7 protein-coding genes are annotated in these 17,456 nt (G+C 47.6%); all 7 read right to left on the reverse strand.

Translation table 11 applies throughout. From position 1 onward, the window contains the following. Positions 1-11 precede the first annotated feature (11 nt). Positions 12-974, reverse strand: a complete 963-nt coding sequence (locus tag J2Z66_RS17240; RefSeq protein WP_209972689.1) for an ABC transporter permease — start codon at positions 972-974, stop codon at positions 12-14. A gap of 99 nt (positions 975-1,073) precedes the next feature. Then, on the reverse strand, positions 1,074-2,684 hold the full coding sequence (locus J2Z66_RS17245) for an extracellular solute-binding protein (protein WP_209972690.1): 1,611 nt from the start codon (positions 2,682-2,684) through the stop codon (positions 1,074-1,076). 146 nt (positions 2,685-2,830) lie between these two features. Then, on the reverse strand, positions 2,831-5,158 hold the full coding sequence (locus tag J2Z66_RS17250) for a helix-turn-helix domain-containing protein (protein ID WP_209972691.1): 2,328 nt from the start codon (positions 5,156-5,158) through the stop codon (positions 2,831-2,833). A 200-nt stretch (positions 5,159-5,358) separates the two neighbouring features. Continuing rightward, on the reverse strand, positions 5,359-11,025 hold the full coding sequence (locus J2Z66_RS17255) for an S-layer homology domain-containing protein (RefSeq protein ID WP_209972692.1): 5,667 nt from the start codon (positions 11,023-11,025) through the stop codon (positions 5,359-5,361). A 61-nt stretch (positions 11,026-11,086) separates the two neighbouring features. Continuing rightward, a complete protein-coding gene (locus J2Z66_RS17260; RefSeq protein WP_209972693.1) occupies positions 11,087-12,358 on the reverse strand; it encodes a DegT/DnrJ/EryC1/StrS family aminotransferase in 1,272 nt (423 codons plus the stop codon). Between the two features lie 57 nt (positions 12,359-12,415). Further along, complete coding sequence (locus J2Z66_RS17265) at positions 12,416-16,051, reverse strand: heparinase II/III domain-containing protein (RefSeq protein ID WP_209972694.1); 3,636 nt, start codon at positions 16,049-16,051, stop codon at positions 12,416-12,418. Positions 16,052-16,380: 329 nt separating this feature from the next. Continuing rightward, complete coding sequence (locus J2Z66_RS17270) at positions 16,381-17,448, reverse strand: formylglycine-generating enzyme family protein (RefSeq protein WP_209972695.1); 1,068 nt, start codon at positions 17,446-17,448, stop codon at positions 16,381-16,383. Positions 17,449-17,456 lie beyond the last annotated feature (8 nt).

Consider the following 17,456-nt stretch of genomic DNA (forward strand, 5'->3'; position numbering starts at 1 on the left):
GGTTCCCCTCCTTACCATAGCTTCGTATCCGTTAGTCGCTTGCTGAAGGAATTCGCTGCTATAAGCAAACCGAAATTAATGACGGAATTAAACAGCCCGATTGCCGTACTATAACTGAAATCCGCCTGCAGAAGCCCTTTTCGGTACACATAACTTCCTATAACATCTGCTGTTTCGTACGTAGACGTATTGTAGAGCAGCAGAATTTTATCCGTATTAACCGACATGATATTGCCAATCTGCAAGATCAATAAAATAATAATCGTCGGTAGCATGCCTGGAATCGTAATGTGAACCGTCTGCTTCCAGCGGTTAGCGCCATCCACTTTAGCTGCTTCATAAAGAGAGGGATCTATATTGGCAATCGTCGCCAAGTAAATAATCGAGCCCCAGCCTACATTTTGCCAGATGCCAGACCCGATAAAAATCGTACGAAACCATCCGGGCTCCACTAAATAGGCTAATTTCTCAAACCCAAACATCACCAGCACATTATTAATCAATCCATCCCGAGCGAGGAAATCGACCATCATGCCTGCAACAACGACAATGGAAATAAAATACGGCAAATAAGTGACTGTCTGGACAACGCGTTTAAACCATATGGTTCTGAGTTCGTTTAACAATAGCGCAAGAACAATCGGAGCGGTGAAAGCAAAGATGAGATCATAGAAGCTTAGCAGCAGCGTGTTACGTACCAGTCTCCAGAAGTAAAAGCTGTTAAAGAAATCCTGAAAATGCTTGAAGCCGACCCAAGGACTATTCAACATGCCCCTGGCGGGAAAATAATCCTTAAAAGCAATTTGAACGCCATACATCGGAAAATAATGAAAAACCGCGTAATAAATGACAGCAGGCAACACCATCAAATAAATATATCTGTTTATCTTCAAGTCCCGCATCAATTCGGTAAAGAACGTTCTTCGCCGCCCTGGAACGCGGATGCTGTGAAGTGGCTCTGGCGCAGCAGACATAAATATGACCTCGCTTATTTAGCAGTATCGCTCTGTCGTGCGGAACTAGGAACCGTTCACGCCTTAACAATCCGCACGACACGAGCGTCATGAATTTAATTAATTGGCTTGTGAACGATCGTAAGCAGCCTGCTGAATTTGAATCGCTTCTTCAATATTCATTCTTTTTAATGTAGCGATATATTCGTCAAACTTGTCGAGGGATTCCGCACCAATAATGAATTTATTCGTCATTTCTACTCGGTAAGTCTCGAGATCGGTCATAATGACGCTGTACCTGGCTTGTTCTTCTGCAGTCATATAGATGGTCGGCATCAACTTACTGAAATCCGCCTTGGTCCACTGTGCCTGCGCTTCTTTTTGTTCCACTAATGTATTGTATTGGGAGTAGCCGTCAGCATCAAATTCAAATGGACCAAAGCTGCCCATAACCGAATATTCGGACAGTGCTTCTCCTACTGTCAATCCTTTCGGATTTTTCATTATGAGATCAGTAAAGGTTGGCTTCCCGTCAACCATCGTATAGCTTTCGCCCTCGATACCAAAATTGTACAGCAAGTGTCCTTCTTCACCGTAAGCGTAATCAAGCCATGCGGCAATTTTCTCCGGATCCTTGGCTGATGTGGTAATAGCTGCTCCTTGTCCATAAAAAATCGGATCATGATTGGCCACGGCCTTACCGTCTTTTTCGATTGTTGGGAACGGAGCGCCGACTAATTTAAATTTCGGATCCTGATCCTTCATCAGATTCATGTATTTGCCCAGATTTCCGCCAAGCCAACCGGTAAACGATCCGAGCTGATTGCCCGTTACTTTCGCATCCTGCAATTTGGCGTCAACGGTCATATAATCTTTATCGATTAAGCCATCCTTGTACCATTTATTCATCAATGTCAGGAAATCTTTATACTGGGGTTCATACGGGCCGAATTTAACCTTGCCATTGTCTTGAAAGAAGCTGTAGGTAATGCCAAAAGCACCAATAAATGCAAAGCTGTACTCCATATTCCCGACATTATAGTGGAAGGGGATTTCATCCTTTAACTGGTTGCCGTTCGGGTCGCCATCCCGGAAAGCAATCAGAACCTTCTCCCACTCATCCAGGGTAGTCGGCACCTGCAAATTGAGTTTCTCAAGCCAATCTCCACGCAGCATTGGGCCATTGAAAACCGTAAGCCGTGGATCATCTCCAAGAAGGGGGAATACAAAGATATTGCCATCAGCACTCATGACATCCCTCTTGATGTATGGCCTCTCTTTAAACAACTTGGCCAGATTCGGAGCATGCTCTTCGATCAGTTCATTGAGCCGCAGAATCTTCCCTTCACTAATGGATTTATCCGGAAAGCTGGACGACCATGTGTGGAAGATGACATCCGGAAGCTTGCCCGACACCATCATCAGGTTAAATTGGTCTGCGTCATGTCCTTCCGGTGGATGCTGAAACTCTACCTTCGTTCCTGTAATCTTTTCCATTTCTTTGTACATGGCAACTTCACTGTTGTTGGTTAATGTGCTTGAAGCCTTGGACACCCAATACGTCATCGATTTCGGATATTTCTCGGCGTCCGGTGAAGCAGTTCCTTTCTGCTTCACATCATTTCCCTCTACTTTTGAATTGTCTCCGCTGTTATTGCTTTTGCTGCATGCCGCGACTAGCAGCAGCAAGGATACCATGACGATGAGCATCGTCTTCCTTTTCCTCTTCATGCATAAATCCTCCCTTTTGATTTTCAATTAGGCCACCCAACTCAGACTATACAAGGAATTTGCATAAGAGCATATAGTACACTTTAGTGATTTGATATTCAAACTAAGCATCTGCTGATATCTTGTTTAATGAAAAGCTATCCGTTTTAAATATGTGTCTCTCGATCCAGCAGTTCTCTATACTTTCCGGGCGGTACGCCTTCATATTTCTTAAAGAAACGAATAAATCCAACGACATTGGCATAACCAATCCTTCCAGCGATATCCGCCATTGTGAGGGTGTGATTGGCCAACATTTTTTTTGCTTCATTCATCCTCACATTAGCGATATACTCCTTTATGTTGTGATGACTGTGTTTTTTGAAAAAAGAAGACAAATACTGAGGAGACATTTGAAAATGTTCAGCCATGGACGATAAGCTCAAATTGCCATCATGATAATGCTGATCGATATACCGGGTAATTTTGAAATAAAGCCTGTCGCCATGACCCGTTTTTTCTTTACCGGCATAACTGCAGATCGACCTGTACATCTCCTTGGTTTTCAAAAGCATTTCTTCTGCAGTAGCACAAGCGGCCAAATCTTTGACCGGGTCCACAGCATACTCCACCCGGTCCTGCTTGCTTACATTCAGCCCATTCATTACTTTAACGAATGTGCCCAGCAGATCGAAGAACAGAAACTTGCCCATCTCCGGTGACAGGCTGCCCGAACGTATATTGGCCTCGTAGATTTGATCGACCAGGTTTTCCACATTCGTGTAATCGCCGTCTCTGGCATAATTGATCAACTGCGCTTCGGTTTCCAGAGGGTAATGATAGTAATATTGCTGCAGATCGGCAAACTCATCATCATAAATAATGACACCAGATCCATAGATCAGCCGGTAATCCAGTGCCATTACCGCTTCGCCGTAGCATCTTCCCAATTCTTCAATCCCACGGTGGATCTGGCTGACGCCAATCGTAATTTTCATTTTAAAACGCTGCTCGATTATGTCTTTCATTTTCTCGATTGAAGCATTTCTTCGTTGGCCGTTTTCTTCACCCGGCTCGGCATAATTACACAAAACGGCCAGCCGATTACGGTCCAGCTCGACGATACATACTTGTCCCCAGATCAAATCCGCGCTTAGATTAGTCAGCACAAATCTGACCAATGCCCACTCCTTTTCCGAATCGGCGATTGTAAACTGTGCAGAATCATGTATATCCATAATGATCGTACTGAAATTGTCATATTGAATGTTAACATCCATAAATTTGAGGGAGTCTTCATTCAACGCCGGTATCTCGATATGCCCTTTGATCAGTCTTGAAAGAAAATTCGCTTTAATGACGGGAGTATGCTCGGATAACGTTTGACTTAAGCGGTTTTTTTCGGCAAATGAACTCATGAACGATTCTTTAATGAAGTCAAACTCGTTGCTGTTCTGCTTCGGAATATGTTTATTATCCTGCATGATGGTGCTGACTACGTCACGAATGGGACTGTAGCTGCGAAAGGCAAGGATATACGCGGCAATTGCGCCGGCTATCAAACAAATCAGCAGAAGCATCAGGGCCAGATTCTTTAATTTATACACCTGCTCTAATACGATCTGTTTCGGCGCAACAGAAATATATTTCCATCCGTTATTGCCAGCTGTATAGGAAAGCATCAGTGCTTCGCCATTACGCTTAAATTCGTGATAACCAGTTTCATTTTCCAGCTGCGATAACCATTCTTCGTCCAGCCTTCCGTCATTTACATTGGAAATGATAACCTGCTGGTGATCATCAACGATGTAAATTTCCCCATTATTGATCTTCTCAATCTGACCTATTAACCGTTCAAATTCCTCTTCCTTGATCAGCACGGCCATATAACCTTTGACTCCTGATCTCTCCCCTACTGGAAGCGATTGCACATAAGTAAATAATTGTTTTTGGCCATTCCCATCCTTCACCGGGGTGTCAGGAAAATATGCTTTGAATTTGCTGCCGGAAAACATTTCGTTTTGGATCCATTCGCTGTTTTTTTCCTTGTAGACAAGAATTTTATCAAAAAATGTTTGTGAATCGGATTTGCCTGTTGCTGTCAGGATGGTTTCCGTATTTTTAAAGTATATAAATAGATCACCAATGATGCTGCTTGTATTTCTTACGTTTTTCAGCTCTTTCATAATCTCTACAAAATTCAATTGCTTGCTTACATAATCGTCTCTGCCATCGCTTAAGGCCCACTGAACCTTCGGATTTAAGGCTATTTGCAGCGTCATTTTATCGATTTCGTTTAACCGGCTTTCCGCTACCAGCTTAACCTGCTCCAGCAATCCCAAATTAGCCCGATTCGAATTATCGATCAAAGCCTTCTCTGACTGTTGAAATAAAAAAATAGCTATGACTACAGGAAGAAGCAGGATGGAAACATAAGAAAGCAGGATCGTAAAAAATATGCCGCTTCTTCGATTCGTTTTTCGCAGCCATCTCATCCTGAATTCCCCCTTTCGTATAATAATCAATGGAAGCTAGCGGCAATTAATCAATTCGACAATGATTTGTGTTAATCCTTTTATCCGCCTGTCGATTTATTGTGCATGGAAATCAATCAGATGGATAAGAAAGGGAACAAGGGAACCCGATGAATAAGGTTCCCTCTCCTTTCTATACTAATATGCTCAAAATGCTCAAACTAATTTACCCCAATCTTATATAAGTTCAGCAGATTATAGACCGCCTGGGCGCCTTCGGCCCGGGTCGTCATCCCTTGTGGAATAAACCGGTTGTCTCCTCTTCCGGACACGAGGCCCAGTTTTTGAGCGAATGCCAACGCTTGACGCGCCCATTCACTTGCCTGATCCTGATCACTGAATTCCGCTATTGATGCCGCTTCAGCAGCCTTTTCCTGCTTCCATTCATAAGCACGAACGAGCATGACGGCCATTTCCTCACGGGATATCATGCGGTCGGGTGCGAAGGTGGCACCGTTCAAACCTTGGACAAGCCCCGCCTCTGCCGCTGCCGTTACATAGCCTGCATACCAGTCAGCAGCCTTCACATCCTCAAAGCTGCTTCCAGGCTTTTCTTCCAAATCCAAGGCCCGGGCGAGCAGAGCTGTAAATTCAGCACGAGTCATAAGGCGTGACGGTAAGAATTGCTCTGCACTCACACCGGCAACCAGGTGATGTGCTGCCATTTCCTTCAGCATGCGATGCGCCCAATGATTCGTTGGAACATCATGAAATTGTTTGTCCAATTGGACTACAACCACTTCGCCGGGTCCTGTCAGCAGGGCTTCGATTCGATCACCTGATACTTTGCCGCCTAAATATTCAAGCTCTCCGTTGTCTTGAATCCGATATACGCCAAGCAGTTGTTTGTCTGCTTCCGGATCGAACACAATGCTTATCGGCAGCGGAGGGTTAAACGTCTCATTTCTCTGCATACCGGACAGCAAGAATTGGTAAACCGGACTGGCTTCCGTCAACTCGGCTTTTGCTTGCTGGCCCGCCTGCGCGAGAGCCTGCTTTGCTTTGTCCCCCTGATCAGCAGATATGCTTATCAACAAATCGGTAAGGTCATCCTTGTTTGCATTCGTATTTAAACGTTGCAGCAATGCCTCGAACGCTTTGCTCGAAAGATGCAGCGTAATGCCACCTTGAACGATATCCAGCTCATTGGATTCGGCCCAAGTATCCCGGGAAATCGCTACCTCTGCATGACCTTCTTCTATGCGGAGGATTTGCCGCTTTCCGGACGGTTTCGTTGATGGTTTTGCAAGTGAAGGATCTGGCTGCTCACCATCTTTTGGGTTTCCATTCAGCTGATCCGATGGATTTCTGGAAGAATTCTCTGGCGGATTCTCATTCCCGCCTTGATTTCCAGGTGGACTGGCGACTGTGAAGTGAAGTGTGTATGTCTTTTGCGTAACATTGTCTTCAGCTGTTACCGTTATCGTGGTCGTCCCCGGAAGCGAACTTGCCGGATTCACAACAGCTGAGGCCCGTGAGTCGTCAGTAACAGCGATAACGGCTGGAACAATTTGTGTTCCGGCAGCAAGCTGTAGGGTGTACGCTTCAACTGATGAAGAGAAGCCCGTTACAGTTGCTCCGTTCACTTTCAGATCGCGCAGCAGCGCATTGCTTGCCTGCTCGCGAACCGTAACCTCGAAAGCAGCCGGAGCATAATAGCCATAAGTTGCCGAAATGACGGTAGTACCTGCCTTCAAGGCATGTACTTGCCCTGCAGCATCCACCGATGCCACATCCGGTGCGCTGCTTACAACAACAGACGAAGCCGTCACCTCGGTAAGCTCTTGTCCGTTAGATGCCCACACCTTGATTTGACCTTGTTCACCAACGGCCATCGTACTGCTTATTCCTGTCATTGTCAGCTCGCCATCTTCCAGCACGGTCAGCGAAACTTGAGCGGTCTTGCCTCCGAAACTGGCGGTAATGTCCGTTTGACCTGAGCCGGTCGCCGTCACTAGGCCATTGTCTACGGTAGCGGCTTGCGGGTTGCTGCTTTGCCATACTCCCGGCTCATAGGTCACATCAGTGACGGTCAGGTTGCTGTATGCAGCGTTTGCAGTTAACTGTGCGGATTCACCTTTCACCAGCAGGAAATCATCCAGGTCTGCCTGCTCCGCACTTAATGTTACAGATTCCACAGCAGCTGCGGGATCGTCTTGTATGGTTACATTCGCTATCCGGAACGTATGCGCTCCAGTCCAACTGGTTGAGGGGTAAAACTTCAGCTTAGACGTTCCGTCCGGATATACTTCAAATCCCGGTTCTCCATCGATCCGAATCATAGTTTTGCCGTTTTCATTGACAACATCTTCAATTTTATATCCATGGGATTGTCCGTCCGGGTGCGTTACGATCATATAACTGCCTTTGGCATCAAGCGGGACAGAAGCCGAGGTGACAAAAGCATTGTGCGATTGCATATTCGCTTTGCGGTACACTTCTTCTATGACTCCGGTAACAGCCCCGTCACCGTCTACTTGATCGTTCCCGTATTCAAGACGAGTACCGTCGATCAACATCATGTTGGTTACTACATCATTTTCCATCCGAATGAAGCCCATTTTCCCGTAAAGCCGGATATCGCCCACGACCAGAGGTGTAGAATCCGTCCGCTGAGTGCTGAGGATAATGTCCTTCGTATCACCATAAGTAATGGCAACCGCGACATCTCCTGCCTGCTCCGGGGTTAAGCGTTCCACATTCCCGATGCGGGCGGACGAACCGGCCGCGAATGGCTCCATAGCCGTAATGAAGGTGCTGCTCAGATTGGTGCCTTGACGGCGGACTACCATTTTGGGCATGGTATACAAATCAGCTTCATTGTTATTGTCCAGGTTGCTCGTTCTTGTCATGCGCAGCGATGGAGATTCCCCTATAAATAACTCGTTATTTCCTGGATCAACCAGACCGGTCAGCTTCATGCCTGCCAGATTGGTTCCGTTGTCGGACGTGGACAGCAGCAATTCATACTTGTTATCGCTGAGCGCTGCACGACTTACATTGCGTACGTTCGTATAGGCGTGCTCGTTGACGCCGCTTAATCCTGGAGGAGTAAGCTCCGATCCGGACGGCTGAAGGTCCAAGCCGCCTAAAGCCGTGAACGACGCATCGCGATTCGCGTCCCCCTGCAGCGTATACTCATGGCTGCTTCCCCCGGATATGCGGAACAAGTCAAGCACATAGCCTTCATCCGAGTCCGGGAAGGAAATATACCACGGTTCGCGAATATAGTCGCTGGTTATTCCGGGATAGGCGTTTTTCTGCTCAGACTTCATAACCTGCACCTTTCCATCTCCAGGTGCGAATACTTCTACATTTCCGCCTTGCGCACTGCTTCCCGTTACGTTTGCGTCCTTGCCATCCACCACAACGGTATTATGCGATAAGGTATAGACCGACCAGTTCCGATGTTTCGTAACTGTATACCCGATATCCGGGAGAAGTTCCTGTCCGTTGGCATACAACATCAGGTTAAGCGGATCAAAGTGATGATGACCATACTTCGGCCCGAATGACATATAAAGCTGGGATTGTTGGGTGCCATCCCCCTTCGCCAAACGTCCAACTCCGGATGCCGGCAGCAAATAGGAACCCGCAGCCGTATTTGGGGTAGGCGTCTTATCGGCAGCCCATGTATCACCCATAGGCAGGTAGTTTCCATTCGGATACGAGAGCAGATTGCCGATTTCCAGTGAGTTCTTCAGAATCGGGTCCAGACTTAACTGATCAATAGTAACCCCGGTTCGTTGCGATACGTAGCCTGCAGGATCACTCCAGCCCGTCAACATATCTCTGAGGATACCGATGCCCCCTAGGCTCTGTTCATGATAAGAAATAGAAAGCTCCTTCCAGTAGCCGTCGAATAAAAAATGATTGGCCACATAATTCTCTATAAGTTCGATCGTTTCATGTACATAATCCGGATAATCAATGGCGTTGCCGATTTTGACGAGTCCGCGCCAAATATGATAGTCCATATTGCCGTTCATAACCCGGTAAGATCTCACAAATTCCACGGACGGCTTAAACAGCTCCTCTACGATTTCATGCTCCACATCCACACCAAGCTCATCCGAAAGAATATCGAAGGCATTCGTTTGTTTCACATAAGCATACGCATCAGCCAGGCTGTTAATCGTATTGAAGTCCATACAATACCACCAGTTCCACAGACCTCCCCAATATGGGTGCGGCGGGCCCGTGCGAGCATCAATCGGCCGGTTGTTCCATACCGTATCGTATACCGGCACATAGCCTTGATAAACTTCCGCGAAGCGGTGGATCAGACGGGCTGCTCCGAGCGGATCTGCGGCGGCAATTCGATTCACCTGCTGTGTCACATATTCCCGTTTCTTATACCAGGTATGAGCTGTAAAAAAGTATCGCTTGCCGCTGCTGTCCTCGTAGTAAGGATACTCGACCGTCTCTCCTTTCCCGTTCTGCACTTGAATGACTTTATTTTCCGGATACTGCGCATTGGGATATGTGACGCCAGGACTGTGATCGCTCGTCAGCTCATCCGGCCTGGCCGGGTCCCAGTTGAACAGGTTCCACGGCTCCAGATGGGGCTGCTCCGGCAAGCCTGCCCAGAAAATACCTACTTTGTCCGGAATCATAGTAAGCAGGGAGGACACCTCTGCGGAAGCCGGAACTTCCGCCACTACTGTCTTAATGCCTGCAGCAGGCACCCATCCCATGGCTTTCTCCCCAGCTGCAATCACATGTTCATTATCGATGGAAACAACGGTCATCCAGGCTGTGTCCTCAATCTCTTCTTTCAGGATTAGTTCAAGCTGATAGAGTCCCGTCTCGACCATACCCGGATGCGTAAATCGGATCTCAACGCGATCTCCCTGTATCGATAATGCCGCTTGTTCAATCGGGACGACTCTGCCGGAAGGCATTTTCCAGTTAAGCTGTACTTGAGTATTTGGGGTATAGACTGTGTTGGTGAACGAGAGCGTTTTTTCACTGAAATGATTATATTTCAAATTCAAATCCTCAGGTTCTAATGAAACCACATCCGTTCCGGGCCATGTGCCCGCCAGCTGATTCGGTAATTCATCAAAAAACAGACGCCCCATTCTGCCTTGTTCCGTAACGGCCGCATACGTCATATAGGTGTTGGGATACTCCTTGTCCGTAAACGAAGCATTGCGTATAGGAACCCAGGAGCTCGCGGGACTCAGATCGGGTCTGTATCGAATGATATTCAAGCCCCATTCTTTACCTGAAGCCATCTGTTGAATCCCAAGCGATCCAATCGGCACGGCGATTTCTGCAGTCCAGGCATTTGCACCTTGTACAGTTTGTACGACCACATTCTCTGCTTTACGTGCATCGAGTCCAAGAGTGGGGCCAAGCTCGCTAGCCAGCTTCTTTCCATTTGTGTTTGCAATCGTGACAGGAATACGATAATAACTCTCCTGAGCCGGATCGGGACGGATCACGATTTCGAAGCCTTCCAGCTCAGGTGCTTCATTAGCAACTGCTTTCTTCCCTCTAACAGCGAAATATACATGCGTATCACTGTAGGCCAGCTTCACTTCTGTAGCCGGATCTGCTTCCAGGTTCGTAAAGAAATTCACAAAATTAGCCAATGACCGTATGCCATCCCACTCGCCAGCGCTCAATGCTCCGTCGATAACCGGCGTCTGCGTTAACTTCGGCACAACGGACCAGCGGTCACTATATGCGGTAATATCAGCAGGTGACGGCAGTTGTTGTCCGTTCACAACGTTTTGCTGCCCATAAGCAGCTCCTTGCAGCCCGCTTAGCAACAGGCTCATGATGAGAAGAATGATAAACCAGCTTTTTTTAGCACCCAATTTATAACCTCCTATTATTCATATGAATACATAGATTTCGCACAGTTTACCGGCTCATGCTTTACTTTCCGGTATGAATGGCATGGTACACTGAAATAATGCCCTCGATGATCGGTTCTATTTCATGGTCAGGGATGACCGACGTAATAGGAATGAAAACCATCCGAGGAGCTAAATGCTCCGCACGGGGGCATAACACGTTCGAGTAGTCCAGCGGATGCTTAAATGGATAACAAAATGGGAAGCCATTCTTCTCCACACTTTTGCGCTGCTGAAATATTTCGTTATGGTACAGCGGCCGGGCGTCATAGAGCGGCATCGCGTTGATGTTCTCTGCATTCAATGCTTTAATAAAGGTTGACGCCAAAGCTGCGGAATCAAGGACTACAGCAACCGAACAGCCTGCGGCACCTGCCGGGTCATACAGCTTACGCAGCGTCAAACCAGGGAGGGCTTGCGCAAGCCCGTTCACGATGCGGTCATGATGGGCTCTCATACGGCTTATAATCGTTTCAAGCTTCTTCAACTGCTCTACCATCACTGCCCCGGCAAATTCGCTCATCCGATAGTTCTGTCCGGCAAAAGCAAATACACATTCGGAATCAATTCCATAACGCTCTTTGTCGCGAAAACCGCCGTGATCGTGATAACGGACAGCCCGCTCAAATATGTCGGGATCGTTCGTCACGACTGCACCGCCTTCCCCACATGTAATCAGCTTGTTCATCTGAAAGCTGAATGCTCCGATATCCCCGATTGTCCCGCAAAACCTGCCTTTATAAGTAGTACCGCAGGATTGCGCCACATCTTCGATCACAGGCACTTGATAGTGACACGCAACCTTCATGATGCCGTCCATATCACATGGATAGCCAAGAATATGAACGGCAATGACTGCCCGGATCTCATCGTCCTCACTAAGCTTAGTGTGCAAATCCAGAGGATCCATATTCAAGCTCTCATCCACATCTACAAATACCGGAACTGCTCCAGCGGCAATAACCACAGCTGCAGTAGCGATAAATGTGCAGGCAGGAACAGCGACTTTGTCTCCATATCCAATCCGCAGCGCTTTGAGCGATACCATCAGCGCTGCTGTACCTGAAGTAACAGCAAGGGAGAAACGGGCCGCGGACACTTCTGTAAACATGTCTTCAAACTGACGCACCTTGTACTTCATATCCACTCCATAGTAACGGAAGGGAGACTGTGATAAAGCGATCCCTGCGGATGCCTCCGCCTCTTCTTTCCCCATAAGGTTTGCTCCCGGATAATAAGGCGGAAACTTCTCACTTCTTATCGGAGTTCCGCCATGCAACGCGATTGTTCTCATTTCATCTGCTCCTTCTTATTACTGTTTTTCCACAATCTTAATCCCTTTCATGCCCTCTTAAGCCCATTCTACATTTGCTATCCGAAACGTATGAGTCCCTGTCCACTGCTTCTGAGGAAAGCAGACCCTTTCAGAGGTGCCATCCTGATGGAGCTCGAATCCCGGATCCTGCTCTGCAAGCACAATGAGCGTCTTCCCCGCTTCCTGCAGAATATCCGCAATTTTATATCCTTTCGTGCTCTGATCCGGGTGAGTTATCATAACATAACACTGCTTAAGTGCCTTCGACACCGGAACATCTGTAACAATACAGTCGTAAAGGTCACCTTTTGCTTTGCGCAAGATTCCCGTAACGACTCCGCTCACAGCGCCTTGGCCGGTAATCGACCGGCTGCCTAGCTGCAGCAGCGTTCCGCCAATCAAACACATATGCTTGACAATCCCATCCACCAGACGAATGAATCCCATTTCTCCATGCAATGACATGTCGCCTATAATCAAAGGCTGTTCCGTGTGATGCACAGAACTAAGAATGATATCTGTTGTACGGCCATAACTAACCTTGACCGCTACATCCCCATCACGGCATACATCCGGCTGCAACTGTTCAATGGTATCAATTCTCGGCTGCTCTGCATGCCCATAAGGCTCCAGCAGCGTAACAAACGTGCTTTTCAGATCGTTACCTTCCCTTCGCAGCACAAGCTTCGGCATCGTATATTGATTGGCTTCGTCATTGTTATCCTTCTCTCTGCCTTGAACACGAGTAGCGCGAATGGATGGAGCACGGGCAAGAAAAAGCTCATTCTCGCCTTCTTCTAACAAACCTGTTATTCTCAACCTCGCATGGTCTTCTTCGTCCCCAGTTGTCTCCAGAGTAAGCGCATATTGTTGTCCTGTTGTTTGAGCCAGTTGGACATCATGAATGTAGATGTAACCCGGATAATGTCCATCCGCGCTGCCTATCTCACTAAAGGTTGCCGCTTTCTCTACCTTGACCCCTTGCGGAAGCAAATATTGGCCGTAAGGGGTTAATGGCATTTCAGTTTGAAAAGAAGCATCGAGGTTGGCCTCTCCTTGAAGTGTATACTCATGCCGGCTGCCTCCAGAAACACGGAACAAATCAACCACGTATCCCTCATGTCCATCACCATCCGGAAAAGAAACAAGCCATGGCTCCCTGCTGTACGTATTCATCTCTGGAAATGCATGATTGTAACTGGCGCGCATCATTTGAAACGTAGCGTCAGCAGTTATGAACGCTTCGATTCGTCCCCCGTCTCTGGCTTGCTGATCCGTCTCCAGATCCATATCACGGCTATCTACGACAACCGTATTATGGCCTATTGCTGAAACCGTAAAATAATTAGACTTAGTATAGGTGTACCCAAGGTCAGGAAGCAGCTCCTGCCCCTTCGCAAAAAGATTCAAGCTGAGCGGATCGGAATGATAGTGGAAACCATACTTTGGTACAAAGCTGAGGTATAGCTGTGTCTGCTCCAATCCTCTGCCTATAGAGAGCATACCGATTCCGGCTGACGGCCAAAGCGTAGGGCCATTATCGATATGAGATTCTGCCGGACCTTCGGCGGCCCATGTATCCTGAATCGGAACATATTTCCCGTTCGGATAAACCATACGTTTGGATATTTCAGCTGCTCTGCCGATAATCGGGTCACTCGACAAATCCAGATTGTCAAAATGCTGCCCCGAACGGGAAGAGACATATCCTGGCGGATCACTCCAGCCCTTAACCCGCTCCACACTCCTATTCAATGCAAGGCTGGACTGGTCATGATAGGAAGGGGTTATCTCATTCCAAAAGCCATCGGCATAAAATCTCTTTTCAATAAACGCCTTTATGGATTCTACGACATCATGCATGTAATCAGGCTGCCCGAGCAGCTTGCTGATGTGTATGAGTCCATGCCAGTTGCCTTCGACCATATTTCCGAGAAAAGGCGGTAAGCTCCTGATATAATCTATGGAAGGAACGAGCAATCTTTCAGCCAGCTTTTGCTCCACATCTTCGCCAAGCTCCCTGCTTAGCAACTCGAGTGCATTTGTCTTCTTCACCTCGGCATACGTCTGCAGCAATGGAAGCAGGAAGGTCAGATCCGTGATCGACCAGAATCCCCACATTCCGCCCCAGTAGTTATACGGAGGACCCGAAGCAATACTTAACGGATAGTTGTTCCAGTAATAATCGGAGGTTGGTACATAGCCTTCATATGCCTCAATGAAACGGTGCAGCAGCCTTGCCGCTCCAAGAGGATCTATATAGGAGACTGCTAAGGTATCAGCAAGGGCACGCTCCTTTTGCAGATGCCATAGATGGGCTGTGATAAAATACTTTTTGCCCGCTGCATCCTCATAGTACGGGTATTCAATGATTTCCCCTTTACGGTTTGTTGCGGTAAGTGTTTTATTTTCACGGTATAGGGGATTCGGATATATCGTCCCCGTCCAGTTCGCCGTCATATACTGACCATCCGCCGATAACGTATACAAATTCTCCGTATTCAACTCCGGCATTTCCGGCAATCCTACAAACAGGAAGCCCGTCTTATCCGGTATCATCTGCAGCACCCGCTGAACTTCATGTGAAGCTGGGGCAGAAGCAAGACGGATCCTACTATCTTTGGACGCTGGCAAGGACGAGGACGAGGAAGCCGCTGCCGGATTAGAATTTCTTGCCGTATCACCGGCACGAATCATACTTTCCCTGTCGAAAACAAGAATTGAGCACAAGCTGGCAGTTCCATCACCCCGGTCCACTTGGAGCCGCAGCTGATACACCCCGTTGTGGAGCGGCTCGGGATGCTCAAAGGATATCAGCAAACGACCCTCTTTCTCCAAAACCTCATATTTTTCTATTTTCTTCCATCCAGATGACAATTGTTTCCACTGCAGCTTCACAGTTGCCGGATCTAGACCGCTTCCAATAAAGGACAGTTCTTTTTTTGTAAAGCTTGTGTAACTCATCACCCATTCAGGAGGCATCCATGCTCGGGGTTGACTTTCTTCCATCCATGGATGAAAGACAAGACTGCCCAGTCTGCCTTGATCCACTACATTGCCGATATACTTGACCAAACCATTACCGGTATCCAAGTAACTGGATGTACGAATGGGAAACCAGGAACACAAAGGCAAGGTATTTATGTGGTGGATATGAATGATATTCATTCTCCACTCGTCTCCCGCAGCGATACCACTTGATCCAAGAGAGGATAGAGGTATACTTGCCTCTAAGTAGAACAAATCGTTCTCCTGGAAAGTCGTATATGTAAAATGTATCACTTGCGTCCGGTGCGAATGCTCCTTGGCAAAATTGGGTCCTAAGTTCCAATCCGTCAGAGGAGGGCTTCCAGTATCACTGACAGGAAGCGTTACCACGAAATGAGCCTCACCATAAGCCTGCGGACTAATCAGGATTTCCACGCTCGCAAGCGCTTCCTTTTCTACTAGTGAAATGGCTCCAACAATGTACAAACGATATGGATCATAACCTATTTGATATACCGGACTCTCTTTAACCGGCTCGTTATAATAAGCGGTCTTAAATTGATCCAGTACGGCTGCTTGCTTCCACGTCGGCGTAGATGCCTCTGTGATCAAACCAATCGATGGGTTCACTTCCGGAACAATCGCCCATGAATTCGCGCTGCCTTGAATCCGATTTCCCTTCATTCCAGTCCCTCTTTCCACTTAGCCTCTCTCAAAGCGTCAGATAAATCGCTTTCCAAGCCTCCTCCCTTTTCGCTTGCTGCCTCCCTTAATATTTTTGGCAACTACCTTGAACTATACAAGGAATTGCTGTAAGCGCATATAGTACATTTTAGAGATTTTATATGCAAACTAAACGCCTGCAGATATCTTTTTTAATGAAAAGCTATCCAAATTTAATATTTACCTTGCTATCCGGCATTTCTGAGCACTAACAAAAAGAAACCCAGCCAAAGAGGCATGGATTCCTTTTTTCTTGCAGATAAGGAAATAGGATAGTAAACTATCCAAACTCAAGTAATTTCGTTTATTCGGACACAGCGGAATCCTGTGTTCCCCGAGGAACTATCTGGCGTATTCCTGCTTCTTGCTGCCACCCGATAGCGGTTGCAGTAGGATTTGTGACACAAGTAGGAGCCGCCACGCATCGACCTTGTATCCCCTTTTCCCCGTCCAATTGGGTTGTCCGTTTCACCGGATACATGATAGGACGGATCGAACACATCTGCGCACCATTCCCACACATTACCCGCCATATTATACAAGCCGTATCCATTCGGCAAGTATGATCGGCCTGGAGCCGTGCCAGCATAACCGTCACTGGCATGATTGACGTCCGGGAATTTACCCTGCCATATGTTGCATCGGTGCTCGCCGCCCGGCTTAAGCTCATCGCCCCATGGATATCTTTTCTGATTCAGGCCTCCACGTGCGGCATATTCCCATTCTGCTTCCGTGGGCAGGCGTTTGCCCGCCCATCGGCAATAGGCAGCCGCGTCATTCCAAGTAACATGCACAACGGGATGGTCTCCGCGATCGTCCACATTCGAGTCGATTCCTTCAGGATGAGACCAATCGGCTCCTTCAACACCCCACCACCAAGGTGTGCGGGGAGCTGCGCGGTAGGCATTCTTCTCTTTCGACTGCGGAGTCACGAACTGATGGAAAACGTAAGACCAGCCGAACTTCTCAGCCTCCGTCCGATAACCTGTTGCTGCGATAAACCGCCCGAACTGTTCATTCGTAACCGCGGTTTCATCCATGTAAAAGGAACGGACGGAAACCTCCCTTACAGGGCCCTCCCCGTCCTCGGCAAATCCCTCCCGATCATTACTCCCCATCAGGAACGTACCTCCCGCAATGAAAACCATAGCTTCATATGGGTTCGCTGTTAACTCCATACAGGTCGAAGCTGTCGTTTCTATGCTAGTCGGGGAGTCACCTGATGCAGCATGATTTTCATAGATAGATTTACCTGATTGTACGGATTGTACGGCATCGCGATTTGCAGAGCAGCAAGACGATGAACTAGACGATGTGCTTGTCGATGTGCTTGTCGATGTTACCCTTTGCTTAGTCATGAAACAAC

The sequence above is a fragment of the Paenibacillus eucommiae genome (assembly GCF_017874215.1).
GTDB classification, from domain to species: Bacteria; Bacillota; Bacilli; order Paenibacillales; family NBRC-103111; genus Paenibacillus_AI; species Paenibacillus_AI eucommiae.

Coding starts and splice junctions, on each gene's coding strand:
- J2Z66_RS17240 (WP_209972689.1), bottom strand. CDS start 974: ATGTCTGCTGCGCCAGAGCCACTTCACAGCATCCGCGTTCCAGGGCGG.
- J2Z66_RS17250 (WP_209972691.1), bottom strand. CDS start 5,158: ATGAGATGGCTGCGAAAAACGAATCGAAGAAGCGGCATATTTTTTACG.
- J2Z66_RS17245 (WP_209972690.1), bottom strand. CDS start 2,684: ATGAAGAGGAAAAGGAAGACGATGCTCATCGTCATGGTATCCTTGCTG.
- J2Z66_RS17270 (WP_209972695.1), bottom strand. CDS start 17,448: ATGACTAAGCAAAGGGTAACATCGACAAGCACATCGACAAGCACATCG.
- J2Z66_RS17265 (WP_209972694.1), bottom strand. CDS start 16,051: ATGAAGGGAAATCGGATTCAAGGCAGCGCGAATTCATGGGCGATTGTT.
- J2Z66_RS17260 (WP_209972693.1), bottom strand. CDS start 12,358: ATGAGAACAATCGCGTTGCATGGCGGAACTCCGATAAGAAGTGAGAAG.